This window comes from Shewanella sp. NFH-SH190041, assembly GCF_024363255.1.
In the GTDB taxonomy this organism is placed as follows: Bacteria; Pseudomonadota; Gammaproteobacteria; order Enterobacterales; family Shewanellaceae; genus Shewanella.
The window spans coordinates 2,920,311-2,945,017 of record NZ_AP026070.1; the positions used below are offsets into that span (position 1 = coordinate 2,920,311).

Below are 24,707 nucleotides of genomic sequence, written 5' to 3' on the forward strand. Positions count from 1 at the left end.
TTCGATTCCGTTTGAAGATAATGGGTCAGTACCGAGTATATTGGGACAAATTCCTGAGTTTCAATGGCAGAATGAAAAAAAGGAGCCATAAAGGCTCCTTTTTAAAATAATGATTACAAACGTTTAATTATTGCTCGCCTGCTGCCTGTGACTCATTATTTTCATACATAAGTAATGGGGCTGATTCGCCTTTAACGACAGACTCATCAATCACAGCTTTAACAACACCTTGGCTAGATGGCAGATCATACATAGTATCAAGCAAAATGCCTTCTACGATGGAGCGCAGACCACGGGCACCGGTTTTGCGGGTCATGGCTTTTTGTGCAATAGCCTTAAGCGCATCTTCACGGAACTCCAGCTCTACTCCTTCCATATCAAACAGAGCGGCATATTGTTTGGTCAGTGCATTTTTCGGCTCAGACAGGATCTGAACCAAAGCATCCTGATCCAGCTCCTGCAAGGTTGCCACTACAGGCAAACGGCCGATAAATTCAGGGATCAAACCGTATTTCACCAGATCTTCTGGCTCAACTTGCAGCAAGGTGTCAGACACAGTCTTCTTGTCGCTTTCACCTTTAACTTGTGCTGCAAAACCAATGCCTGAGCTAGTTTCACTACGCTGTTCAATGACTTTTTCCAGCCCCGCAAACGCGCCACCACAGATAAACAAGATTTTAGAGGTATCAACCTGTAAAAACTCCTGCTGTGGATGCTTACGACCACCTTGAGGTGGAACGGCAGCAATTGTCCCTTCAATCAGCTTCAGCAGCGCCTGCTGTACTCCTTCACCAGAAACATCACGGGTGATGGATGGGTTATCTGATTTACGGCTGATTTTATCGATTTCATCGATATAAACGATGCCGCGTTGGGCCTTCTCAACGTCATAATCACATTTCTGAAGCAGCTTCTGGATGATATTTTCAACATCTTCCCCCACATAACCGGCTTCGGTTAGCGTGGTTGCATCAGCCATAGTGAAAGGGACATTCAAAAAGCGCGCTAACGTCTCAGCCAATAAGGTTTTACCACTACCTGTGGGACCGATCAGCAAGATGTTACTCTTACCCAGTTCGATACCATCTTTAGGCGATGCGTTCTTCAACCGTTTGTAATGGTTGTAAACCGCTACCGACAATACTTTTTTTGCTTGCCCTTGCCCAATGACATAGTCATCCAGGTGAGCCCGCAATTCATGAGGCGTCGGTAATTTTTCCTGATCCCGCTTTGGCGAAATCTCTTTTATCTCTTCGCGAATAATGTCATTACATAATTCGACACATTCGTCACAAACATAGACAGAAGGCCCGGCAATCAGCTTGCGAACCTCGTGCTGGCTCTTTCCACAGAAAGAGCAGTACAACAGTTTACCGCCGTCGCCGTTACTTTTGTTGTCACCCATTCTACTACCTCTTATGCAGCCTGCTGACTGCCAGTGTCTTCGCCGTCAAATATGCTCTGAGCATAGCCCAGATAACAGCAAAAATCAGCCGCGCTTAGTCAGGACTGAATCAACCAGACCGTATTCAACAGCCTGTTCTGCACTCATGAAATTATCACGGTCAGTATCACGTTCAATCACTTCCAGTGGTTGGCCAGTGTGATCAGCCAACATCTGGTTCAATTTCTGTTTAATGCCCAGAATTTCCTGCGCATGAATTGCAATATCAGACGCCTGCCCCTGGAAACCACCCAATGGCTGATGGATCATCACCCGAGAGTTTGGCAGACAGTGGCGTTTGCCCTTTTCTCCACCGGCAAGCAAAAATGCGCCCATGCTTGCTGCTTGACCCATACATACAGTACTAACATTTGGCTTAATGAACTGCATGGTGTCATAAATTGCCATACCTGCAGTCACGCTACCACCGGGAGAGTTAATATACAGATAAATATCTTTATCTGGACTTTCCGACTCCAAAAACAGCAACTGCGCCACAATGAGATTGGCCATATGTTCTTCAACCTGGCCAACCAGGAAAATTACCCGCTCTTTGAGCAAACGGGAGTAGATATCATAGGAGCGCTCACCTTTAGCAGTTTGTTCAACAACCATAGGCACGAGAGCGTTAAGTACTGATTCTGGCGCTTTTTGCATTCTTCCTTCCCTAAAAACGAAAATGGTTCGCATGAGAAAAACCCATACGAACCATTATAAATGGCCTGAGGCCAAACAAGTCAAGTTTCGCTTATGCGCGACCGGTAGCCTTGTTCATAAATTCTTCAAAAGCAACTTCTTTGTCAGTAACTTTTGCGCCAGCCAGTAATGCTTCAACAGCTTGCTCTTCCAGAGCAACGTTGCGCATGTTCTGCATCAGCTCTTGGTTGTTGTTGTAATAAGCAACAACTTCAGCAGGATCTTCGTAAGCAGAAGCCATAGACTCGATCAGTGCAGTTACGCGAGCATCGTCAGCTTTCAGTTCGTTAGCTTTGATCACTTCACCCAGCAGCAGGCCAACTTTCACACGACGCTCAGCTTGTTCAGTGAACAGCTCAGCTGGCAGTTCTGGCATGTTAGCTTGGTTACCAAATTGGCTACCGAAACGCTGCATAGCTTGCTGACGCAGTACGTTTACTTCACCGTCGATCAGCGCTTTTGGCAGATCGATTTCATTGTTAGTCAACAGACCTTCAATAACCTGCTCTTTGATGTTCGCTTTCAGAGCTTGTTCCAGTTCGCGGGTCATATTCTTGCGGATTTCCGCTTTCAGACCAGCAACACCTTCTTCAGCAATACCGAACTGCTTAGCGAACTCATCATTCACTTCTGGCAGGCTCGCACCCAGAACTTCAGTCACAGTGATAGCGAACTTAGCTGGCTTACCTTTCAGGTTTTCAGCGTGATATTCTTCTGGGAAAGTCACATCGATATCGAATTCATCACCGGCTTTGTGGCCAACGATACCTTCTTCGAAGCCAGGGATCATACGACCGCTGCCCAGGTGCAGTTCGAAACCTTCGGCTTTGCCGCCTTCAAACTCTTCACCGTCAACAGAACCAACAAAGTTTACTTTCACTTTGTCGCCATCAGCGGCTTCACGCTCAACAACATCATACTGAGCGTGCTGCTTGCGCAGAGTCTCAATCATGTTGTCAACATCAGCATCAGTTACATCAGCAACTGGCTTTTCAACAGCAATCGCATCCAGACCTTTCAGTTCAACTTCTGGGTAAACTTCGAAGGTAGCAACGAATTCAAATGCATCGTCTTTGGTTTCGCCAGGGATGAAGGTTGGGGCACCAGCTGGATTCAGTTTTTCAGCCACAATCGCTTCAATGAAGTTACGCTGCATAACCTGACCGGTTACGTCTTGACGGATTGCATCACCATAGCGCTTGTTAATTACGCTAGCAGGTACTTTACCTGGACGGAAACCTGGCAGACGAGCGCGCTTGGCTTCTTGCTTCAGGCTATCCTGAACCAGCTTTTCAATTTGCTCAGCAGGTACGCTGATGGTCAGGCGACGCTCTAGGCCTTGAGTTGTTTCAACAGAAACTTGCATTGTTTTACCTCGAAATATGTCTAACGTCCTTTGTAATAGTCGAATGCATCAACTATTCAGGTATTCGTTTCTTGATCTAAATTTTCGCTCGAATGCCCTTCAGTTCTGAATTTCGGCACTGGTCGCACGTAGATGATAGTTATCAAGACGCGACATTATAGCCAGCGTTTTTTTCAGAGTCGAGTGGCAAACCCAGGTTACAAGGCATAAAAAAAGCGACCTAAGGTCGCTTTTTTTATTCTTTTTTTAAAGAGTGGGGTGGCTAATGGGACTCGAACCCACGACAACTGGAATCACAATCCAGGGCTCTACCAACTGAGCTATAGCCACCACATAAAGTGGTACGCCCGGCAGGATTCGAACCTGCGACCATCCGCTTAGAAGGCGGATGCTCTATCCAACTGAGCTACGGGCGCATGATCTGCAGATTTAACCTGCATCCTAACCGTTGATAAACAAGGTGTAAAGTTCACCTCATTTAAAAATTCTTGGTCGGTGATAGAGGATTCGAACCTCTGACCCTCTGCTCCCAAAGCAGATGCGCTACCAGACTGCGCTAATCACCGAATGTCTCTTTATTGCCAAGACGCATTTATTTGCTGCCCCGCTGAGAACGAGGCGCATATTAGCCATTGCCCCCACGGCCGTCAACGGTTTTTTTTAACTAAATCATCGCTTGCTGCTATTTAAAACAATACGCTGAATTTTAATACATCATTTTGGCAAAAATGCCATTTTACGTACAAAAATAAGCCTCAGCTTTTTCACTGACAAAATCCAATCTCCATGACACTGTGCCGCTGCCCTGCTAAAATGCGCGCAAATTTTTTGCTGTGCCTTGCGTGTAAAAGGAAATTCAACCTCTTATGACAGCTACTATTATCGATGGCAAAGCGATTGCCCAAACAATTCGCACTGAAATTAAACAAAAAGTCGCCGCCCGCCTGCAACAAGGGCAACGAGCACCGGGTTTAGCGGTTATTTTATTGGGCGCCGATCCTGCTTCACAGGTTTATGTCGGCAGTAAACGCAAGGCTTGTGAGGAAGTCGGTTTTGTGTCCAAAGCATTTGATCTGGATAGTGATACCAGTGAACAAACTCTGCTGGCACTGATTGAACAGTGTAACCAAGATGACACCATTGATGGCATTTTAGTGCAACTGCCTCTCCCCGCACATATTGATGACGCTAAAATCCTGGAAAGCATTCGCCCAGATAAAGATGTCGATGGCTTTCACCCTTATAATGTCGGACGGCTATCCCAACGTATTCCGGTATTACGTCCCTGTACGCCCATGGGCATTATGACACTGATAAAATCCACTGGGATTGATACCTATGGTATGGATGCTACCGTCGTTGGCGCATCTAATATTGTGGGTCGACCAATGTCGCTGGAATTACTGCTAGCAGGTTGTACGACCACGGTTTGTCATCGTTTTACCCGTAATTTAGAGCAGAAAGTTCGTAATGCCGATCTGCTCGTTGTCGCGGTAGGCAAACCCGGCTTTATTCCTGGAGATTGGATTAAACCGGGCGCAGTAGTGATTGATGTCGGGATTAACCGGTTAGAAAACGGGAAGTTGGTTGGGGATGTGCAGTTTGAACAGGCCTGTGAGCATGCGGCATTTATTACCCCGGTGCCCGGTGGCGTCGGCCCGATGACGATTGCCAGTTTGCTGCAAAATACCTTGTATGCTGCAGAACGTTTTCACGATCCCCTGCAAGTAACCCAAGCTGCTGTATAAAGATATTACAGAAATAAAAAACGCCGATTTCACCGGCGTTTTTTATTCACTTAGCTTAATTTAATTTCGCACAACACAATTATTTCTTACGCCAAGTGGTGCCTTGAGGGCCATCTTCCAGAACAACATTCAACGCATTAAGACGATCACGGGCAGCATCCGCGGCCGGCCAGTCTTTTTCAGCCCGAGCACGGTTACGTTCAACGATCAGGGCTTCAATTTCAGCCACTTCATCATCATTACCATCACCTTTAAAGAAAGATTCTACATCCTGTCCCATAATACCCAGCACATCGGCCAGCTGCTTCATTGCCACACCTAAAGCCGATGCTGCCGCCATATCCGTACCTTTCAAGCGGTTGATTTCACGCACCATATCAAACAGAACAGAATAGGCCTCAGGCGTGTTAAAATCATCATCCATGGCATCACGGAAACGCTGAACATATTCTTCTGCAGGCGCGGCAGCTACAGTCAAGTCCAATCCTTTCAACGCTGTATACAGACGCTCAAGGGATGCACGAGCTTGCTTCAGATTATCCTCTGAATAGTTTAATTGACTGCGATAATGCCCAGATAGCAGGAAGTAACGTACTGTCTGAGGATCATAATGCTGCAGAACATCACGGATAGTGAAGAAATTACCCAAAGATTTAGACATCTTTTCCCGATCAACCATCACCATACCTGTGTGCATCCAGTAATTCACATAGGGTGTATCGTGGGCACAGCAAGATTGGGCAATCTCATTTTCATGGTGTGGGAATTGCAGATCACTGCCGCCGCCATGGATATCAAAATGAGCACCTAAGTGTTTACCATTCATGGCACTACACTCAATGTGCCAGCCTGGGCGGCCTGGCCCCCAAGGAGATTCCCAGGTTGGCTCACCTGGCTTAGACATTTTCCACAGCACAAAATCCATTGGATTATGTTTATGCTCATCCACCTCAACCCGGGCGCCAGCCTGCAGTTGATCCAAATCCTGTCCAGACAAACGACCATACGCAGGGAAAGAAGGCACGCTAAATAGCACATCACCGTTATCAGCAACATAGGCGTGACCACGGGCAATCAACTGCTCAACCATTTCAATGATTTCAGCAATATGCAAGGTCGCACGGGGTTCAAAGTCTGGACGTAGCATATTCAAGGCATCAAAGTCTTGGTGCATTTCACCAATTAGACGCTCTGTCAGCGCTTCGCAGCTTTCGTTATTTTCATTGGCACGCTTGATGATTTTGTCGTCTACGTCAGTAATATTGCGCAGGAAATTTACTTCGTAACCGATGTAACGCAGGTAACGCACAATCATGTCGAAGGAGACAAAAGTACGGCCGTGGCCAATATGACACAGATCGTAAATCGTCACACCGCATACATACATCCCTACTTTTCCGGGATTAATAGGTTTGAATTCCTCTTTCTGACGACTGATGCTGTTGTAAATCTTCAACATGGAGTATCTCTTTTACCAATGGTGGGACTATTAATTCAAGGCAACCAGTCTACCATGGCCACAAAGCGGCTTGCATCCGAATTCCGCGCGAATTGCGAGCAGATAAACACTGTGCTTTATGCCCTTGGTCGGATCAGTTAAAATCCATGACGTTATTAATCAGAAGTCATTGAGAAGCATAAATATGATTACACTGCACACCAACCATGGCGACATCAAACTGCAAATGTTTGCCGATAAAGCTCCAGAAACTGTTGCCAACTTTGTTCAATACGCCAAAGATGGTTTCTTCAATGGCACTATTTTCCACCGCGTTATCGATGGATTTATGATCCAAGGCGGTGGTTTCGATGAAAAGATGGTTCAAAAACCAACTCGCGCAGCCATCAAAAATGAAGCTAACAATGGTCTGTCTAACAAAGCCGGTACTATCGCCATGGCTCGCACTTCAGACCCACACTCCGCCACCGGTCAATTCTTTATCAATGTGAATGACAACACTTTCTTGGATTTCCGCGCGGAGTCCATGCAAGGTTGGGGTTACTGTGTATTTGGTGAAGTGGTAGAAGGTATGGATGTCGTGAATGCCATTAAAGGCGTAAACACCCGTAACCATGGTATGCACCAAGATGTACCTGTTGACAATGTGGTTATCCAGAGCGTCACGGTTGAGGAATAACGCTTAAGATGCGTACCCTCTTTGTTGGCGATCTGCACTTAAGTGCAGATCGCCCTGATATTACCGCCGCCTTCAGCCACTTCCTTGCTACCCTCCCATCAGATACCCAAGCGTTGTATATTCTTGGCGATCTCTTTGAGGTCTGGGTCGGTGATGATTTAGCTGAGCCTTTTGCCCTAGCGCTTGCCCAACAATTACGCGATATTGCAGGGAAAATACCGGTATATTATGTCCATGGTAATCGGGACTTTATGCTCGGTCGCCGGTTTGCCAAGCAATCTGGTATGCAGTTATTACCAGAGGTTTCTGTCACTCAGCTTTATGGCCATAAGTTGGTTATCCTTCATGGTGACAGCCTGTGCACGCTGGACAAAGCATACCAACGTTTTCGCCGTTTTCGCTCAATTGCACTGTTTCGCTGGATCTATTCCCTACTTCCCAAACGCAAACGCCAGGCAATCGCCTCGGGGTTACGCGCGAAGAGTAAACAGGGAAACCAATATAAAACCCGCGAAATTATGGATGTAGAATCCAGTGCAGTGTTGGCCCTAATGCAGCAAAAACACGCTGATATTATGATCCACGGCCACACCCACAGACCCGCTATCCATCAGCTAGGTGATCAATTGCAACGCATGGTCGTCGGTGACTGGTACACCCAGGGCAGTGTCCTGACGTTAACCCCTCAAGGCGCAGAGCTGAGCAATCTACCACTGGAATAATATCTTCAACTATGCGGCAGTATGCAGGTAATCTCCCGATAAAATCGGTCATTAGCATCCGTCATTGCTGCATAGTGAGGTAACTAGCAAAGAGTAGGACAGTAATCGAGGAAATAGTTTCTGCGTTGCCATTGCGGGAATATCGCGTAAAAACGCCATCAACAGCATTATTGTCCTATTGCGCCATGTTTCTTTTACACATATCTCTTCACTCAATATCCGCGTTTAACTAAAACTGCGTGTCAACGCATGCCGACTTAATCCGCCACGATAGAAAAGCGAGTATTGCCCAAATAGCCTTATCCACGCTGCATGAGGTATGTACATTAAGGTCATTTATCCGCTCACATAGGGGGAATTTTATCTAAATAATGGTATAGGCGAAAACCAAGCCCTTGACCAAGCGCTATTTTTGTTCAATAAATAAACAAGAGCTGTATCAGGTTCGTCTGATGTTTGGCGGGCAATTTTGTTTATGCTGAACGGAGATAATAAAAATGATTCTGAGTCACTTGAAGGGGTTATATACACATCCGAAACAAGAATGGCACACCATAGAGCAAAACCACGAAACCGCACACAACAGCCTTACCCATATTCTACTTATCGCCCTTATCCCTGCCATCTGCAGCTATATCGCTAATACTCAAATCGGGTGGAACCCTGGAGCTGGAGATTTATTATACCTGACGCCTGCTAGCGCCCTGTATATGTCAGCAGGAATGTACTTTGGGTTAATTGCTGGGGTATTTGCACTTGCCTACTTAGTTTATTGGATGGCCAAAACCTTTGATGCTAGCCCCAGCTATACCCAAGCATTTGAATTAGCGTCTTATACCGCTACCCCGCTCTTTATGGTGGGCTTCTCTGCACTGTATCCTGAGCTCTGGTTTATGATGTTAGTCGGGCTTGCCGGCGTCAGTTATTCCGTCTATCTGCTTTATACTGGCGTACCAATTTTAATGAAAATTCCGGAAGAAAAAGGCTTTATTTACGCAAGCTCGGTTGTGACTGCCGGGCTAGTACTACTGGTCGCCCTGATGACAGGCAGCGTGATCCTTTGGTCCAATGGCTTTGGTCCAGCCATTCAGTAACGCTATTGCAAACAAAAAGCCGGCAGATAAGCCGGCTTTTTTCATTGTACTGACTTAACGCTTAAGCAAAAGAGTCACGCAGCGCTACAGTCAGGTTAAATACCAGATGCTCTAGGCTTGAATCCTTATTGTCGGCGCAGAAGTAACCTTCACGCTCAAACTGATAGGCTTCGCATGGCTTAGCATCGATAAGACCCGCCTCTACCACGCCATGCTCAATCACCAGAGACTCTGGGTTCAGTACTTCATCGACTGTTTCAGCGGCAGCCGGGTTGGCATCTTTGAACAGACGGCCATAAAGACGGAACTCAGCCGGTTTAGCGGTTGAGGCTTCAACCCAATGGATCACCCCTTTCACCTTACGACCATCTGCTGGGTTTTTGCCCAGAGTGTCAGGATCATAAGTACAGTAAACCGTAGTGATATTGCCCTCAGCATCCTTATCGCAACGCTCTGCCTTAATCACATAAGCATTACGCAGACGTACTTCTTTTCCTGTCACCAGACGCTTGTACTGCTTATTGGCTTCTTCACGGAAATCCGCAGCATCAATGTAGACTTCGCGGCCGAATGCTAATTCCCGATTACCCATTTCAGGATGGTTTGGATGCACTGGGGCAGACACATGTTCCAACTGACCTTCAGGGTAGTTTTCAATCACAACCTTGATTGGCTTCAGCACTGCCATCGCCCGAGGAGCGTGTTCATTCAACTCTTCACGGATACAGGCTTCCAACATGCCAACTTCAACCAGGTTATCCTGCTTGGTCACACCGATACGCTTACAGAATTCACGGATAGAGGCTGGCGTAAAACCACGGCGGCGCAAACCGGCAATGGTTGGCATACGCGGATCATCCCAACCGGAAACCAGATTACGCACCACAAGATCATTCAGCTTACGCTTAGACATCAGGGTGTATTCCAGATTCAGGCGGCTGAATTCATACTGATGGGTACGGTTAGGTGCTTGGAAATCATCCAGATGATCCAGTACCCAGTCATACAGGCGGCGGTTATCTTGGAATTCCAGCGTACACAGTGAGTGGGTAATATGCTCCAGCGCATCAGAAATACAATGGGTGAAGTCATACATAGGATAGATGCACCACTTGTCACCGGTCTGATGATGGTGGGCAAAGCGGATGCGATAGATCACAGGATCGCGCATACACATAAAAGGTGAGGCCATATCAATTTTGGCCCGCAGCGCACATTCGCCCTCTTTAAATTCACCTTGGCGCATTTTTTCAAACAACGCCAGGTTCTCTTCAACACTGGTATCACGGTATGGGCTATTTTTGCCAGGCTCTTTCAGCGTACCGCGGTATTCACGGGTTTGCTCACCATTAAGGAAGCAAACATACGCCAGACCTTTGTTGATTAACTCAACAGCATAACCGTGCAGAGCATCAAAGTAGTTGGATGAATAACGGATATCACCGCTCCACTGGAATCCCAGCCACTTCACGTCTTCCTGAATAGAGTTCACATAATCAATGTCTTCTTTTTCAGGGTTCGTATCATCAAAACGCAGGTTACACTCACCCTGGTAATCCCGGGCAATACCGAAGTTCAGGCAGATAGACTTAGCGTGACCGATATGAAGATAGCCGTTTGGCTCCGGCGGGAAACGGGTATGCACACTGGTGTGCTTGCCGCTTTTCAGATCTTCATCAATGATGTTACGAATGAAGTTGCTTGGACGAACTTCGTTGTTGTCCACATGACTCATGGAATTCCTCTTTGCGAACAATGGCAATTTTAATCAAAGGCCCATGATCCTACAGATCTGGCTTTGACACAATGGCCAGCAATTAAATTCCCCCCCACAGTTCCCCGCAGAGGGCACAACGGAAAAAGCAGCCCGCAGGCTGCTTTTATAATTTGGGTGGTATCATACCTTATTCGGTAATGATACGGATACCCGGAATAATCTGCTGGGTTTTACGCCCTTGACGACGCAGCCAGGTATAAAACACGACTAGCGCTAAAATGATACCGCCAATCCAAGCACCGGATGTCAGCGGGTGCTGGCTGAATGTCGCTGTCTGGTATACCAATGTTGCTGTCCCGTAAGCCAGACCAAAGGTCCACAGCGCAGCAAAGCGAGCCCAGCGCGCACCAAATTCGTGCACCAGTGCCCCCATCGCGGCCACACATGGGGTATATAGCAGAACAAACAACAGGTAACTAAAGGCAGCAATAGTCGTACCAAAACCGGTTTGCAGCGCTGTAAAGGTTGAGGTATCTACGCCCTGCTCTTCTGCTGCAACTTTCTCATCTTTCACATCACCGACATTTAATGCCATAGGGTCAGCGTAAGAGATACCTAACAGGTTTTCAGGAATGGTTGCCAATGCCTCGGAGAAACTCTCACTCAGTGGTGTCAGCCCTTCATCATCAGATGCTGCGGGTGAATACAGGTTGTTCAATGTACCAACCACGGCTTCCTTAGCGAAAATACCGGTTACAATCCCCACGGTAGCTGGCCAGTTACTCTGTTCAACCCCTAGAGGCGTAAACAGTGGCGTCACTTTCTGGCTTACCACACTGAGCAGTGACTCACTGCTATCTTGGTGGCCAAAGCTGCCATCGGTACCGATAGAGTTCACAAAGTTCAGCAGGGTGACCACAATGACAATGGTCTTACCGGCACCAACAATAAAACCCTTGGTACGCTTAACGGTACGCTTCAGCGTTGGCTTAAACTTCGGCAGTTCATAATCAGGCAGTTCCATTACCACGGCGCTGGATGTACCCGGCAGCAGCGTTTTACGTAGCATTAAGCCAGTGCCGACTGCCGCCAAAATACCGATCAGGTACAAAGCAAACACCAGGTTCTGTCCGCTATTGGGGAAGAAAGCCGCGGCAAACAAAGCATACACAGGCAAACGTGCACCACAGGACATAAAGGGCGCCATCATACCGGTGACGATACGCTCACGCTCATTACCTAATGTCCGGGTCGCCATAATGGCCGGAACCGAGCAGCCGAAGCCAACAATCATGGGCACAAAGGCTTTACCAGGCAAACCAATACGGCGCATTAAGCCGTCAACCACAAACGCGGCGCGGGCCATATAGCCTGAGCTCTCCAGTACGGACAATGCCAAAAACAGCGCCGCAATTACCGGAATAAAGGTCGCCACAGTCTGAATACCCTGGCCAAAGCCACCAGCCAGAATAGTGACTAGCCACTCAGGCGCACCGATATTCCCCAGCCAAGCACCGAAGTGGTCAACAAATAATGCTCCAGCACTGATATCAAAGAAATCAATGAAAGAACTGCCAACGTTAATGGCAAACAGGAACATCAGATACATCACCAGTAAGAAAACTGGAACACCGAGTACCGGATTTAATACCAGACGGTCGAGCTTGGCACTGAAGGTCTCTTTTGGCGCAGGTTTAACCGATGCATCATACACCTGCTCCACAAACTGATAGCGGGTAGCGGCGATCATCACCTCAATATCTTCACCCTTGGCTTTCAGACTTTCAGCACAGGCAATCACTTCCGGCTGTTTTTCGCCATTAGCACAGCTGCCACAACCCAGGCCATGCCCGAACATCGCCAGCGCACGCCCACGACTCAACCCAGCTTCACGCTGCATCACGGCAGTCACGGCCTGCTCAATCTCAGCGCCATAATTCAATTTCAGTGGCGTACTATCAACCCGACCGGCTAACAACTCAACCACATGGGCTTTAACCTTATGCACATCTTCTGGATCACGAGAGCAAACCCCCACAACAGGGCATCCCAGAGTCTGGCTCATTTTCTGGAAATCAACTTGAATGCCGCGCTTGTGAGCCGCATCCATCTTGTTGATCACCACCACCATAGGTACCCCCAACTCACGTAACTGAGCTGTTAAGTAGAGGTGGCGCTCTAAGTTGGTACCATCAACCAGGTTAATAATGGCATCACATGGCTGTTCAGCAAGGTACTGCTGGGCAATACGCTCATCTAAAGAACAGTCACACTGATTACCTGCCGGTAAAATATCGTAAATACCCGGCAAATCAGTTAAAAATACATCAGAACCTTCTAGGGTAAATTGGCCAGTCTTCTTCTCAACCGTTACCCCTGACCAGTTACCAACAACCTGGCTTGCGCCGGTCAGCGCGTTAAACAGAGTGGATTTCCCCGCGTTGGGGTTTCCTACCGTGACACAATGAAACTGCTTAGTCATTGGTTTTGATTACCTCAATAATGTCGGCCAAATCCCGGCGCATACACAGCTTGCTACCGCGGAGAGCTAATTCCAGACCCGAACCCATAGGAGCCCGGCGGGTCAGACTAAAACGGGTGTTTGGGGTGATCCCCATCGACAGCAGCTTACGCTTCACCGTTTGCGGCAAATCGATATGTCCGATTTCAGAAATCATGGCGCTATCGCCGGGACTGAGTTCACTTAACTTCATTAACTATTTCCACCTTGGGCAGCGTTTGCCTAATAACTGATACCGATTCTAAACCAGCTAAATCAGCAATAACTTTATCTGGATCAAGATTTTCAACCGAAAACGATAATAGTTTTCACTTGTGTTCTGCATTATGCGGCAAGTGACCACGTTAATAAACTACCAAGCCGCCAGATGGCGGGATTTTCACCTGACGCAATCTAAAAAACCGCCCAAACGATCACTTTCCACACAAACAAGGCAGTAAGTATCGACAACCCGCTCTGTTTTTAAACGATTCAAACACGGGCCTATACCCCCCGCCTAAATACTCAGATCCAGTTCACAGAACAGTTTCAAAACAACTGCGAAAAAAACATCGTTTGTTAGCCTTACCGATGAAAAACCATTTCCACACATTTTTTACGGTTAAGCAACTAACCACATGAAAAGCTGATAATTATAACAATGCAGGGAATTAGATGATGAAAAGTTTTAACCTCAAACGCAGGCCTTATGTGTTGCTGGGAGCCGGGTTACTTTCCGTGGCACTAGCGGGCTGTAGTGATGGTGATGATGGCGAAAACGGCAAAGACGGGGTGATTGGTATCAACATTAATGCCACCAGCACACTGAAAGCAACATTCACCCATGCCAGTATTGATGCCGGCAAGGTCACCGTAGATTTCAGACTGGAAAATGCCAATGGCGTTGCCATTCTAGGCTTAACCAACCAACATGATTTACGCTTCGGCATTGCCCAACTCACTCCCGTTACTGCCACACAACTGGATGGCAATGTCACTCCGCGGGGATTTCAATGGCAGGCCTATATCAACAGCTTAAAACAACCTAATCCGGAATGGATACCAGCAGATGATCGTCACCTCAATCCGGGAGCAACATTTCAGGCTGGGGTAGAAGCTGCAGCAAATTGTCAGAACTGCCTGACAGATAACCAAGATGGCAGCTATCGTTATACCTTCCAAACCAATATCGCCAATATCACAGATCCACTGCCAATCACCTATCAGGCAGAGTTAACCCAAAGAGCCACATTGGAGCTGGTTGCCCCCCAAGCCGTAACCAATGCCCACTTTGACTGGCAACCATCCACAGGTAAAACCGAAGATATTCAGAGCCGTGATGTGGTGTCCATTGCATCCTGTTATGCCTGCCATCAACCAGAAAGTTTAGCGCTCCATGGCGGTCGTCGGATTGAGTTGGAGAGTTGCGCATCCTGTCATACAGCAACCTCTGCCGATCCTGAAAGTGGCAACAGCGTAGATTTTACCTATATGATCCACGCTATCCACAAAGGCCAAGATCGAGTGGGTTACGACAAAAATGCCGCAGCCATGGTTCCAGCACCTTATAAAGTCATTGGTTACAACGGAAGTCAACATGACTACGGTAAAGTCATGTATCCACAACAACCCGCTGCTGACTGCGCAGCTTGCCATGTTGAAGGTGAAGGCGCTCCGGCCGATGTGGGCCTGTTCCATGCTGATTTAAGTAACTCAGCCTGTATCGGTTGCCACACAGAAACGCCATCCAAAAATCATAGCGACACTGACTGTGTCGCCTGCCATAACAGTGAAAGCCCTTATCATGGTACCGATAGCGCCGCCAAACGCCACGGCGATGTATTGAAAGGGTATCAGGCCAGCCAGGGATATTCAGCCCATTTCAGTCATATCACAGTGCAAAACGGTACCCTAAGCTTTGATGTGCAAATCCTCGATGATAAAGGCCAAGCCGTTGGCAGAGAATTTATTGCCAACCCAAGTATGTACACCAAATCCAGCATCTATTTCAGTTGGGATATCGATCAGAACTATCCAGCATATGATACTGGCAGTAAATACGGCGACCGGGGATTCTCTTTGCTAGATGAAACAGTGTCTACCTATCAGCCAGAGAGTAAAACTTTTAGTATCAACAGTGCCGCCAGTAATCTGATCCTGCCGGATCTTAACGGTAAGAGTGTCGAGCTGTATGCCGCAGTAGCAACTTGCTTCAACAAAGGTGGTTATGGCGTTAAAGAAATCGTACCTACCGCCTGTGATTCAGCTAAAGGCGTGCGTATGGTGTACATCCAGCATCAACCGCTGCGCTTTACCTGGAACGGGTCCAACACCTCTGAACCAGCCAAGCAACGTCGCACCATTATTGACGATGGTAAGTGTATGGAGTGTCATAACCAAGAAATTGTTCATTATGACAATGGTGTCAATTGCCAAGCATGCCACACCCCAGACAAAGGGCTGTCTTATGGCGCGGTCAAATCTCCGACCAGCTTTGCCTATAAAGCACACCACGCCAGTGGCCACTACTTGAAATATGCTGGTGTTGGCAGCAGTACTGTCGTCAAAACCGACTGCTCAACCTGTCATACCGAGCAAGGCATCGAACTTGGCCGTTCCCCTGAACGTGCATGGCGTTATGCCGATACTCATGGCGCGGATATCTGGATGTCTTCTGATACAGGCGCCTGTATGAGTTGCCACCAGAAATATCTGAGTGACGCTGGCAAAGCGCATATTGAAGGATTCGGCGGCATTATTGATGGGCAAGATAAAGCCGATGTATTGATCCGCCAAGCAGAAAGCTGTGCTACCTGTCACAGTCCTGAGCAAGTACGCCAATTACACGGCCATTAACCATTCGAGGGGAGAGGCAACTCTCCCCTTTTTCTGTCACTGTTAACAGCTGTTGCAGTGTGATTACAGTTGCACACATCACATTAAAATATTCATTAAGAAATAGACAGATCCAGTTCACAGTCTGAATCGGCTAATGCAGCTTTTTCAGCCTCCTTACGGTAATTTTTCCCTGAGGAAGAAACTTCCTAAATATGGGTAAGTCGCTAAAAGAAAATATAAAAAATCCACTCTACATCCCGTGGATGGCGTACTTACTCATCATCACATTGCAGGGAAAAATATGATGAACATAACGCACTCCAAACTGGCAGCGCTGATCACAGCGGCCATGCTTTCTGTCACCCTGACAGGATGCGATGGTGATAACGGCCACAACGGCACGCCGGGTAAACCCGGAGGCCCAGCAGCTGATACGGTCAACGAACTCCATCTCAATATCACTGACCTACAAGTCGCCAATAACAATGCTAAGGTGACTGTATTTGCGCACAACGAAGCTGATTTACCGGTAGTGGGTCTGAAGGATTTTCAAATAAAGAAAGCAGCGCAGCTGATACCACAGGGATTCAATGGCCCGGGCGAAGCTGCGCAATGGCAAATAACAGGCAACAGTACAGGTTTTACGGATCATAAAAACGGCCATTATAGTTTTGATTTGCCACTGGAAGGTGCCGATACTTCATTCACCCAGAGATTCAATTTTATTGCTGCAGCATCCACCCTACAGGATGGTGCCACAGTTGTGCCACATACTGAATACACTGAAGATCTAGCTGCAGATGGCAGTAGCGCCAAATTGACTAAAAATATCGTTGATGCCAAGCAATGCCATAGTTGCCATCAACCAGGAGAAAAACTATACGCAGGCCACAACTATACCGACTTAGAAACCTGTGTAACCTGCCATAACCAGGAGCTAGCAGACAAACTGGCTCGCCCGGCACTGGCCTTTGGGCATCTTATTCATAATGTCCATAACAGTGCCAAAATGTATGGCCGCAATCTGGATAAAAGTGCTGAAACGGCCCACGCCCTGGTGAAAGATAACTGTGAGACATGCCATCAAAAACCTACTACTGATGACGCCATGCTAGAGGAATGGGGGAATTGGTCACGGGTTCCTACAATGGAAACCTGCTCCAGTTGTCATACCGATATCGACTTTATCAGTGGTTATGGCCATCCGGCTCAAGCAGATAACAGTAACTGTATCGCCTGTCACAATGCCACTATGACAGAACAAATCCATCTGCAGCCACATCGGGTACAAAAGCAATTTATTGCGCGCCATCAGCTCAATGTGCAGATGACAGTACTGCCACAGGAAAACGCCGCAGCGCTGCCAGCAAGCGATCATCAAGTCAGGATGAGTATTACCTTGCAAAATGACCAAGGACAACCCGTTGCACTGAGCACCATCAAGTACATTGAGAGCTTTACCAACATCGGGCCCAATTTCCCGACATTGGCATATGGCCGCCATGAACTTGATGAGCAAAAGCTGGTCATCGACGGTAAACCAAATCCAGCGCTGACATCCACTCAGTTAAGCTATAACAAGGGTGAATTTGTTTACACCAGCAAAGCACTGCCCTTTGGTGCTATCGGTACAGACACAGATACCGCCGTCAATATGGTATCCGCAGCCATTTGTGTTGATAGCGAGCACAATGCTACTGACTGCCAACAGGATGCCAGCGAATTTGCCTCCCTCAATGCTGTCACATCTTATGCAGGCCTAAGTGACACGCTACACACCCGCGCTAGCAGCTCTACGGCTATCGACCGGTGTATCGGCTGTCACGGAGACAGTTTTGAGATCCACAATGCCTTCTCTGAGCATGTGAAACATGCCGGGCTGGTCATCAATCAATTAGATGATATCGGTGGCTGTGTGACCTGCCATACCCCCCATGGCACATATGCCAATGGTAAAAATAAAGGGGCACTGGAGATGAAGCTGCACAAAACCCATAAAGAGAGCGCCTCTTTTGGTTTAATTGGCGGTAAATGCGCCCAGTGTCACGACAGTTTCAATCTGGCATCATTTGAACACAAAGGGCCAATGGCTACCGACGCCATTAATGAAAACTGGGAATGGACAACCACAGGCTACACCAGCCCAATTACAGCGGTATGCACCTCTTGCCATGTGATTGGCTCGCCCTATGTTTCACTCACAGAGCAGCATATTACGCAAAACGGCGGTTACTATCAGCAAGGGGATGCCCTACCGTCTACCGAAACCTGTCTTACCTGTCATAAACCCACAGTGACAAATCACGGCGCCATCAGCATGTAACAACATGGCTGGCCACCTAACACGTGGCCAGCTAGCAACTGATGCAATACCAGACAGACTCAGGACATATCATCATGAAATACTACTCTCTGTACCCTAAAGGCACGGTGGCGGGATGGCTCCGGACCATAGTGCTGGTGACCAGTTGTGTCACCGCGATATTCTCTACTTCGACCACCGCAGCAAAATGGGATAATAAAATGACCCCGGCCGAAGTGGAAGCGACCTTAGATGCCAAATTCACCGCCGGGAAATATTCCCCAAAAGGTGCTGACACTTGCTTAATGTGCCACGGCAAAAATAACCAGGTTATGGCACTATTTGACGGAGCACACGGCAGTCTAGATAACAGCCGCAGCCCTATGGCAGGACTTCAGTGTGAGGCCTGCCATGGCCCGATGGGACAACATAATCGCGGCGGCAAAGAGCCGGTTATCACCTTCGGCAGTCAATCTTCCCTGTCAACTGAGAAGCAAAACAGTGTTTGCCTCTCCTGCCATCAGGGCGAATTAGCCATGAATTGGGATGGCGGCCATCATCAAAATGCAGAGATTGCATGCGCTGACTGCCACCAGATCCATGCAGCTAAAGATGCCGTGCTGGATAAACAAACTGAAATTAACGTCTGCAGCCAGTGTCATACCCGTGAAAAAGCCGATCTGCATAAACGCTCCAGCCATCCGTTGAAATGGGGGCAAATGACTTGCAGCGACTGTCATAACCCCCATGGCAGTATGAACCCCAGTGATTTAACTCAGATATCCATTAACGAGTCCTGTTATGAGTGTCATGCCGACAAACGTGGTCCCATGCTATGGGAACATGCGCCAGTGACAGAAAACTGCGTCAGTTGCCATAACCCTCACGGCAGCGTCAATGACAATATGCTGACTGCCCGGGCACCACAGTTATGTCAGCAGTGTCATGCCGGTACCCACAGTGGCCAACCACTGTTTGGCCAAGGTGGCAATAATGCCATGACAGGAGGCCGCAGCTGTCTGAACTGTCACAGCCAAGTCCATGGCTCCAACCATCCATCCGGCAAATTACTGCAGCGCTGACAGGGAGAGCACCATGACATATAAACTCAATCTCATCACCCTTGCCTTACTAACAGCCGGGACTGGTGCCATAGCAGAAGAAGCGTCCTCGCAAAAGCAACTCACGGGCTACCATCTGGATCAGGCAAATACTGCCAAGGTGAAATTTAACGCTTGGCAATGCAAACGTTGTCCACAAGCTGAAGGTATCCAAGGGCAGGCGTCACTGGGTAGCGGCTATAACACTGGTCACAACGGTCACAGCGCCAATGCGATGGGCAGTGACAAACAATGGCCGATCAGTATCAATGCCGATCTTAGTTACCAAAGCCAAGATGGTTACCGCGTTGATGCCGAAGCAAACAATCTGGGAATGGATGCCAGCCGGGCGACGCTGACGGTCAATAAAGCTGGCCGTTACGCACTGGCATTGGACTATCGTACTTTAGCGCACTGGGATACCGATAATGCACTCACTCCTTATTTAGGGATTGGCAGCAATTATCTGTACCTCCCAGAAAACTGGGTAACAGCCAGTACCACGGCGGAGATGACCGCATTGGATAGCGCATTATCCCCGCTCAGCTTATCATTCAAGCGTGAGCAGATAGGCATGACGCTGTCATATAGTGATATGTTTGGTAGCACACCGTCACTTAACGCCGGCGCCAGCAGCTGGCAAACTTATCTCAGTTTCCGGCGCGAGACAAAAACCGGTTTACAAACCAGTTCAGGCAGTTTTTTTGATCAATCCATGATGCTGGCATCACCGGTGGATTATCAGACAGATCGGCTCAACGCAGGCATTACCGCCAAGGGAAACCATTGGTACAGCACGCTGGATTACAGTGGCTCCATGTTCAATAACCGCTACAACATGCTGCAGTTTGACAATGCCTTTGTACCAACCTTCGGAGCCCAAAGCACTGGCGTAATGGCATTGGCGCCAGATAATGATGCCCATACCGTGACATTATCTGGTGGTTATCACACCACAAGGCTACAACTGCAAAGCCGCGCTTATCTGGGACAAATGCGTCAAGATGACGCGCTTATCAGCTCAGGTTACCATTATCCCCTGCCGCAGCCATCGTTAGAAAATCAGGTTGATATCCAAGGCGCGGATTTTCAAGCCCGTTATCGCATCAACCGAGATCTTCGGTTGAAAGCCAGTTATGATCTGTATGACAGAGATAATCGCACTCAGATCCTACCTTGGCAGCAGATAAGCATTGACCCCTTATCAGGGAAAGTTGCCTACAACACCCCCTACGACAGTCAGCGTCAACAGATAAAGCTGGCTGCGGATTACCGCCTAGCAGCCGGCGTTAAACTCGACACTGGTTACGATTATCGCCAAGACACCCGCAGTTATAGCGAGCGGGAAGAAACTGATGAACATAAGGTTTGGGCCAGTATGCTGCTTCGCGCTATGGATGATCTGGATCTGCGCCTGAAAGCCAGCCATGAAATGCGCGATGGTTCGCGTTTTGAAGCTTCGGCATTGACCTCCAGCGAAGCTAATCCCCTGCTGCGGCGCTATAACTTGGCTGATCGAAACCGCACACAAGCGCAATTGAGTCTGTCTTATTCACTGCCTGCGGATATCACCTTAGATAGCGCCTTGCGCTACGCCATAGATGATTATCGTCACACCGCTATTGGCCTGACAGAAGCAGAAGATATCAGCTGGGATATCAGTGCCAATTGGCAGGCCAGTGAGGATCTGCACCTCAGTGCATTTTATGGCGCGCAGCGCATTGATTCTCGCCAACATGGCGCAATCAGTGATATCAGCCGCCCCAGCTGGCACAGTGATATTGAAGATAGATTCCAATATGTGGGCACATCCGTGCGCTATGACAATCTGCTGGCTGATAAACTCAGTATCGGGCTGGATTATCAATATGCTGACTCACGGGCAAATACTCAAGTCACACAGGGGTTACATAATGGCCCAAGCAAGGATTATGGCCGCTATCAGGCGATCAATCACAGCCTGAGTCTCTACGGCCAATATCACCTCAGCAGCCAGACCAGTGTGAAACTGGATTACCGTTATGAACGCTATCAAGATACTGATCCTGCAACACAACTCAGCCCCGATGCCATCTGGAATGTCCTGAGTTTCGGTCAGCTAGATAACAATTATCAGGCTCAACTACTGATGTTTACCCTGCAATACCGTTTTAACTGAGTCGCATCATAGATCCTCATTTGTTCTGACTTATGAGGATCTATCGTCTAGAGCGGATCTAAACATAGGTGTTAACAGTTTATTACCAAACTCACTCATATGGTCACCATCATAGTAGATTGGTCGGCCATGAATATTCGAAATACATTTTCCTTGTTTACATAAATAATTTATTGGTGATAATAAATGGGCATCTAATGTTCTAGTCACATTCTTTAAAATTAAATTTACCTGTTTATTTCTTTTTTCATAATCATAGATTGATATTGAAAAGTCATTATGTACATCATTATATAACAATTTTTCTTTTGCTATCGCTTTAGGTATATTTGTATGCATTTCCGGAATCGGGGAAATAATAAAAACACGGTCTTTATTATTAATACCATCAATAGTTAGTCCAATATTTTTCTCAAGCTCTAATAAAAATTTTTTATTTACTTCATGATACTTATCTTTAAAATAAATAAGTGGTCCTTTATATGGAGTCGTCACACGCTCTGGATTAGATTGACCATATAGATATGCAGACATTCTTGCAGCAATAAACACAGGTGTAGATGGATGTTTATTAATATATTCCATTCGCTTACTATTATCATACAAACATAATAAAGAGTTTCCTGATATTTTTACATTCATAATAAATGGACAAGAAGCCCTAGCAAGAACAGTTACCCCCTCCTTTTTTAAATCAAATAAGGTAGATAATGCTGTAGCAATCGCATCTGCATGACTATCACCAACCATAATAGCTTTAATATTATTACTATTACCTAATATTTTTACCGAAAAATCTCCACTATTTTCATCCAGCATCAAATTATTTTTATTACGATCAAATGATTCATTACTCGCGAGCAAAACTTCATTCGAATAATGCCAATGAAAACCATCTGTTAAACAAATCAATTTACTCAATACAAATATGAACAAAATCATTAATATAGGTTTAAATTTATATATTGATTTCAATGATGTCAATTTTGAAGTCATACATTTATTTTTTTCAATTAAATAATAACTCAAGGCCCCTAGACACAAAGATAATAACACCCCAACTGCCTGCCAATTTCTAATTTTAAAATAAATACTCATTACGACAACTGGCCAATGCCACAAATATATCGAATAAGACCATTCACCAATTTTTTGTGATATTTTATTATCTAAAATAATATTCTTTGCATTAGCTAAAATGATTAAATAAGCACCTAATACTGGTGTTATGGTTAAATAACTTGGCCATATATTATTTTTACTAAATAATATAAATGATATAATAACCAAACCTAATCCTATAATAGATACTATTCTTGGATTTTTTATTTTGAATGGATATAAAAATGCCAACCCTCCAAATAACATTTCCCACATCCTTGTAGAAAGCATAAAATAAGTTCTATTATCTTGATTAACTTCATAATAGATACACATAGAGAAGCTAATTAACAATAATAATAAAACTACTCGTTTTATGTTTTTCAGCGACAAGAATTTATTTGCACACAACAAAACAGCGGGGTATAAAATATAAAATTGCCACTCCACTGATAAAGACCAAGTATGTAATAACCACTTAGTATGAGAAGATACTGCAAAATAGCCAGATTCATTCATATACCTTATATTTGATAAAAAAAGTATACTTTTTTCTATATGCTTACCAAGCATTTTGTAATCAGTTGGGGGAAGATAAAACCAACCAATAATAATTAATGCTAAACTAACAAAAAACAGTACCGGAATGATTCTATTAGCTCTGGATGCATAAAAATCCGTAATCGAAAATTTATTGTCATCTATTTTACTAAATATAATTGATGTCATCAAAAAACCAGAAATAACAAAAAAAACATCGACACCAGCAAAGCCTCCTGGAATAGATGAATATCCAAAATGGAATAAAACTACTCCAATTACAGCAATGGCCCTAAGCCCATTAACATCACTTCTAAACTTCATAAACAAAAACTTCACCAGGTCTCTATAAAAGTCATAGACCAAAAATAAATTAAATTAAGTTGTATTATATTATATTTATAGGTAGTTATTTATCATTGTAAATATTAAATTACAGCTTGATTTATCGTTTAAATTTTTACCAATAACTATTAATAAATAAAAATATATCATGCTGAATCTGGATATATTCATATTGTGACCGAATTCAAACTCCCTGAAAAAGCAGATGCTGATACTTGATTCAGTTACCGCTTTGCCGGATCTTAACCTACACCTGTTTCTGTTTTTTCCTGTCTTCCATGCGTAATGTCGCTGTTTTTCCAGCCTGTATTGCTGTCAGTTTATTCCTATTGCCCGTTGCCCCCGCGATGGCGTTTAATCCTGCGGGAGGGCAAGCATCGGCCATCATCCTGATGTCTTTAGGCAGTTTTACTCTGCTCAACCTTATATTCCAGTTATTGTTTTATTTTACAGGACCTTATAGTCAATCCGGCGTGGCACGCATCCATGCTGGACTGGGGATGTTATTTCCCCTCGCCGCCCTGATGTTTGCCTTAAAAGAGCATGCGGGTAGTGCTGATCTGATTTTTAAACTCGGCGCCATCTTTATTGCTGCCGCCTTTGCGCTATTGCCTCTGGCACTGCAGCATTCAGCCCGCCCGCTGTCCAGTCACAGTGCACTTTATCTGGCACTGGCGGCTGTGTGTTTAACGCTCCCCACCCTGTATCTGGCGCCTTTTGGCCTATTCAGTGCCAGTTTGGCCGCAGTAGCACTGCGTTATGCCAAAACCTTAGCCACCCGGCTATGGGCACTGTTGGCCTTAATCCCCTCTGTCACGCTATTGCTTTACTGGCTAATACAGATTAGTGGCAAGTTAATGGCCCAATAAAACAAAGCATTATCAGGCGGCATAACCCC

The 24,707-nt window shown here is 46.3% G+C and carries 17 protein-coding genes and 3 tRNA genes; 9 read left to right on the top strand and 11 right to left on the bottom strand.

The features are described 5' to 3' along the window. Nucleotides 1-127: 127 nt before the first annotated feature. From clpX to NFHSH190041_RS13005, 6 genes are all read right to left on the bottom strand, one after another. Entirely contained in the window at nt 128-1,405 is a 1,278-nt protein-coding gene (gene clpX / locus NFHSH190041_RS12980; protein WP_261922226.1) for an ATP-dependent protease ATP-binding subunit ClpX, read from the bottom strand. An 84-nt stretch (nt 1,406-1,489) separates the two neighbouring features. Further along, complete coding sequence (gene clpP / locus NFHSH190041_RS12985; protein ID WP_261922227.1) at nt 1,490-2,101, bottom strand: ATP-dependent Clp endopeptidase proteolytic subunit ClpP; 612 nt, start codon at nt 2,099-2,101, stop codon at nt 1,490-1,492. 91 nt (nt 2,102-2,192) lie between these two features. Continuing rightward, nucleotides 2,193-3,506, bottom strand: coding sequence for a trigger factor (gene tig / locus NFHSH190041_RS12990; protein WP_261922228.1), 1,314 nt, complete (start codon nt 3,504-3,506; stop codon nt 2,193-2,195). Between the two features lie 254 nt (nt 3,507-3,760). Continuing rightward, nucleotides 3,761-3,836 (bottom strand) — tRNA-His (locus tag NFHSH190041_RS12995). Between the two features lie 9 nt (nt 3,837-3,845). Continuing rightward, a tRNA-Arg gene (locus NFHSH190041_RS13000) sits at nt 3,846-3,922 on the bottom strand. Nucleotides 3,923-3,995: 73 nt separating this feature from the next. After that, a tRNA-Pro gene (locus tag NFHSH190041_RS13005) sits at nt 3,996-4,072 on the bottom strand. 300 nt (nt 4,073-4,372) lie between these two features. On the opposite strand from NFHSH190041_RS13005, the gene folD reads away from it, so the two are divergent. Beyond that, nucleotides 4,373-5,254, top strand: a complete 882-nt coding sequence (gene folD, locus NFHSH190041_RS13010; RefSeq protein WP_261922229.1) for a bifunctional methylenetetrahydrofolate dehydrogenase/methenyltetrahydrofolate cyclohydrolase FolD — start codon at nt 4,373-4,375, stop codon at nt 5,252-5,254. Nucleotides 5,255-5,333: 79 nt separating this feature from the next. Here the strand turns inward: folD and cysS are convergent, their stop codons facing one another. Further along, on the bottom strand, nt 5,334-6,713 hold the full coding sequence (gene cysS / locus NFHSH190041_RS13015; RefSeq protein WP_261922230.1) for a cysteine--tRNA ligase: 1,380 nt from the start codon (nt 6,711-6,713) through the stop codon (nt 5,334-5,336). 184 nt (nt 6,714-6,897) lie between these two features. Here cysS and NFHSH190041_RS13020 point away from each other — a divergent pair, with 184 nt between their 5' ends. The 3 genes from NFHSH190041_RS13020 (at nt 6,898) to NFHSH190041_RS13030 (ending at nt 9,208) form a co-directional block, all read left to right on the top strand. Beyond that, nucleotides 6,898-7,392 carry a peptidylprolyl isomerase gene (locus NFHSH190041_RS13020; protein WP_261922231.1) on the top strand — a complete coding sequence of 165 codons (495 nt, stop codon included), beginning with the start codon at nt 6,898-6,900 and terminating at the stop codon, nt 7,390-7,392. An 8-nt stretch (nt 7,393-7,400) separates the two neighbouring features. Beyond that, entirely contained in the window at nt 7,401-8,114 is a 714-nt protein-coding gene (locus tag NFHSH190041_RS13025) for a UDP-2,3-diacylglucosamine diphosphatase (protein ID WP_261922232.1), read from the top strand. 497 nt (nt 8,115-8,611) lie between these two features. Further along, nucleotides 8,612-9,208, top strand: coding sequence for a Yip1 family protein (locus NFHSH190041_RS13030; RefSeq protein WP_261922233.1), 597 nt, complete (start codon nt 8,612-8,614; stop codon nt 9,206-9,208). Between the two features lie 61 nt (nt 9,209-9,269). Here the strand turns inward: NFHSH190041_RS13030 and glnS are convergent, their stop codons facing one another. The 3 genes from glnS to NFHSH190041_RS13045 all read right to left on the bottom strand — a co-directional run bounded on the left by glnS (nt 9,270) and on the right by NFHSH190041_RS13045 (nt 13,639). Then, nucleotides 9,270-10,943: a glutamine--tRNA ligase gene (gene glnS, locus NFHSH190041_RS13035; RefSeq protein ID WP_261922234.1), complete on the bottom strand. Its 1,674-nt coding sequence runs from the start codon at nt 10,941-10,943 to the stop codon at nt 9,270-9,272. A gap of 169 nt (nt 10,944-11,112) precedes the next feature. Beyond that, nucleotides 11,113-13,407 carry a Fe(2+) transporter permease subunit FeoB gene (gene feoB / locus NFHSH190041_RS13040; RefSeq protein ID WP_261922235.1) on the bottom strand — a complete coding sequence of 765 codons (2,295 nt, stop codon included), beginning with the start codon at nt 13,405-13,407 and terminating at the stop codon, nt 11,113-11,115. After that, nucleotides 13,400-13,639, bottom strand: a complete 240-nt coding sequence (locus NFHSH190041_RS13045; RefSeq protein WP_261922236.1) for a ferrous iron transport protein A — start codon at nt 13,637-13,639, stop codon at nt 13,400-13,402. The genes feoB and NFHSH190041_RS13045 overlap by 8 nt, the downstream gene beginning before the upstream one ends. Before the next feature lie 461 nt (nt 13,640-14,100). On the opposite strand from NFHSH190041_RS13045, the gene NFHSH190041_RS13050 reads away from it, so the two are divergent. The 4 genes from NFHSH190041_RS13050 (at nt 14,101) to NFHSH190041_RS13065 (ending at nt 21,823) form a co-directional block, all read left to right on the top strand. Beyond that, entirely contained in the window at nt 14,101-16,281 is a 2,181-nt protein-coding gene (locus NFHSH190041_RS13050; protein ID WP_261922237.1) for an OmcA/MtrC family decaheme c-type cytochrome, read from the top strand. Between the two features lie 283 nt (nt 16,282-16,564). Continuing rightward, entirely contained in the window at nt 16,565-18,586 is a 2,022-nt protein-coding gene (locus NFHSH190041_RS13055; protein WP_261922238.1) for an OmcA/MtrC family decaheme c-type cytochrome, read from the top strand. 74 nt (nt 18,587-18,660) lie between these two features. Beyond that, a complete protein-coding gene (locus tag NFHSH190041_RS13060) occupies nt 18,661-19,647 on the top strand; it encodes a DmsE family decaheme c-type cytochrome (protein ID WP_261922239.1) in 987 nt (328 codons plus the stop codon). A 13-nt stretch (nt 19,648-19,660) separates the two neighbouring features. Next, nucleotides 19,661-21,823, top strand: a complete 2,163-nt coding sequence (locus NFHSH190041_RS13065; protein WP_261922240.1) for an MtrB/PioB family decaheme-associated outer membrane protein — start codon at nt 19,661-19,663, stop codon at nt 21,821-21,823. A 30-nt stretch (nt 21,824-21,853) separates the two neighbouring features. On the opposite strand, the gene NFHSH190041_RS13070 is transcribed toward NFHSH190041_RS13065, so the two are convergent. After that, nucleotides 21,854-23,803, bottom strand: a complete 1,950-nt coding sequence (locus tag NFHSH190041_RS13070) for an acyltransferase family protein (protein WP_261922241.1) — start codon at nt 23,801-23,803, stop codon at nt 21,854-21,856. Nucleotides 23,804-24,024: 221 nt separating this feature from the next. Between NFHSH190041_RS13070 and NFHSH190041_RS13075 the strand changes: the two genes are divergently transcribed. Further along, a complete protein-coding gene (locus tag NFHSH190041_RS13075; protein ID WP_261922242.1) occupies nt 24,025-24,678 on the top strand; it encodes a hypothetical protein in 654 nt (217 codons plus the stop codon). Nucleotides 24,679-24,707 lie beyond the last annotated feature (29 nt).

Bases quoted from the DNA above. Each gene is read 5' to 3' on its own strand.
- clpX (WP_261922226.1), bottom strand. From the start codon at position 1,405: ATGGGTGACAACAAAAGTAACGGCGACGGCGGTAAACTGTTGTACTGC.
- clpP (WP_261922227.1), bottom strand. From the start codon at position 2,101: ATGCAAAAAGCGCCAGAATCAGTACTTAACGCTCTCGTGCCTATGGTT.
- tig (WP_261922228.1), bottom strand. From the start codon at position 3,506: ATGCAAGTTTCTGTTGAAACAACTCAAGGCCTAGAGCGTCGCCTGACC.
- folD (WP_261922229.1), top strand. From the start codon at position 4,373: ATGACAGCTACTATTATCGATGGCAAAGCGATTGCCCAAACAATTCGC.
- cysS (WP_261922230.1), bottom strand. From the start codon at position 6,713: ATGTTGAAGATTTACAACAGCATCAGTCGTCAGAAAGAGGAATTCAAA.
- NFHSH190041_RS13020 (WP_261922231.1), top strand. From the start codon at position 6,898: ATGATTACACTGCACACCAACCATGGCGACATCAAACTGCAAATGTTT.
- NFHSH190041_RS13025 (WP_261922232.1), top strand. From the start codon at position 7,401: ATGCGTACCCTCTTTGTTGGCGATCTGCACTTAAGTGCAGATCGCCCT.
- NFHSH190041_RS13030 (WP_261922233.1), top strand. From the start codon at position 8,612: ATGATTCTGAGTCACTTGAAGGGGTTATATACACATCCGAAACAAGAA.
- glnS (WP_261922234.1), bottom strand. From the start codon at position 10,943: ATGAGTCATGTGGACAACAACGAAGTTCGTCCAAGCAACTTCATTCGT.
- feoB (WP_261922235.1), bottom strand. From the start codon at position 13,407: ATGACTAAGCAGTTTCATTGTGTCACGGTAGGAAACCCCAACGCGGGG.
- NFHSH190041_RS13045 (WP_261922236.1), bottom strand. From the start codon at position 13,639: ATGAAGTTAAGTGAACTCAGTCCCGGCGATAGCGCCATGATTTCTGAA.
- NFHSH190041_RS13050 (WP_261922237.1), top strand. From the start codon at position 14,101: ATGATGAAAAGTTTTAACCTCAAACGCAGGCCTTATGTGTTGCTGGGA.
- NFHSH190041_RS13055 (WP_261922238.1), top strand. From the start codon at position 16,565: ATGATGAACATAACGCACTCCAAACTGGCAGCGCTGATCACAGCGGCC.
- NFHSH190041_RS13060 (WP_261922239.1), top strand. From the start codon at position 18,661: ATGAAATACTACTCTCTGTACCCTAAAGGCACGGTGGCGGGATGGCTC.
- NFHSH190041_RS13065 (WP_261922240.1), top strand. From the start codon at position 19,661: ATGACATATAAACTCAATCTCATCACCCTTGCCTTACTAACAGCCGGG.